1 protein-coding gene is annotated in these 2,695 nt (G+C 39.3%); it reads right to left on the bottom strand.

The genetic code is table 11. The features are described from left to right. Window positions 1-60: 60 nt before the first annotated feature. Window positions 61-2,430 (bottom strand): TonB-dependent receptor, encoded by a 2,370-nt coding sequence (locus GQR46_RS18495; RefSeq protein WP_165727453.1) that lies wholly within the window; start codon window positions 2,428-2,430, stop codon window positions 61-63. Between the last annotated feature and the right edge of the window lie 265 nt (window positions 2,431-2,695).

Raw genomic sequence — 2,695 nt, forward strand, 5'->3', positions numbered from 1 at the left:
AAAAAACCGCCTTAATAAAATGCGGTTTTTAAATATATAAACTAAAGAGCTTGTCAGCTATTAAAAGTAGCCACGGATACCAAAGCGGAAGTTTCTGCCAGGTAGTGGGGCTTTATCTTTAATAAATGAGCTATGCACAAAGCCTAACTCATCAGTAATGTTATCCACGTTTATATAAAGCTGTGCATCTACACTGCCTAAACCTAATTGGTAATTAGCTTGTGCATCAAATAACGTATAGCCGTCCGTTTTTGTTTCAAATGCAGTTACATCGTTTTGATCAAAGTAATGAGTACCTGTAAGCGTTAGTTGTAAGTCACCTAAATCGTACTGTAACTCAGAGCCTAATTTATTGGCAGGGATACGCGGTAAGTTGCCTTCGTCGTCTTTTAGTTTTGCACGAGTTGAGTCACCAAATACTTTAACCATAGCGCTTGGGGTTACTTGGTAATGTGCGTCAAACTCAATTCCATAAAGCTCTGCGTCTTTACTTGTAAACTGATAAACCGCAACAGCATCGTCATGTGCACCAATAGCTGATTCTAAACCATCTTCTTCATCGTAAACTAAACCTGTATTTTCTTGGAAATAAAAGTTCTTAATATCGTTATAGAAAAAGTTAACGGTGTAACCAAAATCACCGCTAAAACGTCTAAAGCTTAAATCTAGGTTTGTTGAGGTTTCTTGCTTGATATTCTCTGGCTCAAAATGTGCTTCATTACCCTCAATGTTATAACCAAGGCCAAGCTCATACGTACCTGTTGCAATGTGTAAACCATTTGATAAAAGCTCTGCAGAAAGCGGAGCTCTTTCTGAGTGAGAAATACTTGTCGCAATACTATGACCCGGCTTGTACTGCCAAATGGCACCGGCAGAGGCGCTTAAATTGGTAAAGCTTTTATTGTATCCAATAGCTTCTTCGTCGCTATGATCTATTTCTACTTCATCGTGGCTATGTTCGTGTGCCGTGATTTGGCTTTCAATTTTGTAATCTTCTACACGTGCACCAAGCTCTATTGTCACGTCGCCAAATTCACGCTCTTCTAGTAAATATAATGCGTTAGTTGTAGTTACACTCGCGGGTGTAAATGCTTCTTCACCAATTGCATCGTAGTCAGAATCGCTGTAGTGATAGCCCATCATTCCGTGCCAATCAGCAAACTTATGCTCTACATTTAAACGTGCTTCAGTCGTTTTATTTTTAAAAGTAGTACCAATTTCGCCATCTTCAATTTCGCTGTGTGAATAATCTGTATAGCCAACACGTAGGTTGATGGTTTCAATCCAGTTATTATGAAGAGCGTAACTTACAAGCCCTTGCCAGCGGTCTTGCTCTAAATGTGCGTAAACTGGCTCTTCAGCAGCTTCATCTTCATGTTCTGCATGCTCTTCTTCAGTTTCACCTTCGTGATCGTGATGATGCTCATGCCCAGGAATACCGTAATCAGTATCAATGCTACCGTAAGAAAAACCAATCGTTAAGTGATCGCCAACATAGCTGGTACCAAAGTTGAGTGTTTCGCTATCAATAAAAGTATTTTCTACCGAGCTTTCGGTTTCAACATCGCCATCATCGTCGGCAATAGTAAAGGTCGGTGTTTGGTAATCATCGCCGCTGCGCTTAGTACCATCAAAATGAAAGTTAAAGCCTTCATTACCTGTTTCAAGTTTTGCAGCTACGGTGTTTGAATTTGACACCGTATCGTGGCTGTATTCAGCAGCGCCTGTAAGCTCGTCGATATTGCTAGTAGGAATACGGTTATCAACCACGTTTACAACGCCACCAATTGCACCAGAGCCATAAAGTAGGGTACTTGGACCGCGCAACACTTCAATTTGCTCTGCCGCTAGGCTGTCGCTTGATGTCGCGTGGTCTGGGCCAATTCGCGACGCATCGCTGGCATCTAATCCATTTTGTGTGATTTTAACGCGAGGGCCATCTAAACCACGAATAATTGGGCTTGATGATACAGGGCCAAAGTAACTTGCATTTACGCCTGGTAAACCTTTAAGAGTTTCGCCAAGTGTTGGTTTAGATTTATTTCTTAATTCATCACCAGATAGCACACTTACAGGAGAAATCATTTCTAGGCTGTTCTTATGAAGTGCAGAGGCATAAACAACCACTGTTTCAACCGATGTTGGTTTAAGTGACACAGACAGATTATTTGAAGATTCGGTAACAGTAATACGAGAGTCTATGTAGTTGTCTTTACTAATATGTAATTGGCTGTTTGCATCTATATCGATAGCAAACTCGCCTAAATCATTACTTTTAACGCTTTGGTTTTTGCCATGGACATGGATAGAGGCATTTTTAATTGGTTGATTTTTATCATCCATTACTTTACCGGTAACGGTTGCAGCCAAAGCTGATTGAGAACATAAAACAGAAAAAATAGCAGAGGAGATTAATGTTAACTTTGTCATGGATATATTGGTTCGTGGTTATTATGTTGTGATATAATATAACACCACAAAATTAACGAATCAACAATGTTATAGTATAACCTTGTGTTTTGCGTTCAAACCACTAAAAGTGCCGATAAACTGTTTGCTTTACAATAGAAGTTAATCTGGCATTAACTCTACTTTACTGTAACAAATCTACTCGTAGTACCCTCAAAGAATATCTGCTAATGATTATGGAGAGTAGTGTTTAAAGTATTGAATTTTATGTTTTTTACCTATAATT

It is taken from the genome of Pseudoalteromonas sp. Z1A6 (assembly GCF_011378745.1).
GTDB classification, from domain to species: domain Bacteria; phylum Pseudomonadota; class Gammaproteobacteria; order Enterobacterales; family Alteromonadaceae; genus Pseudoalteromonas; species Pseudoalteromonas arctica.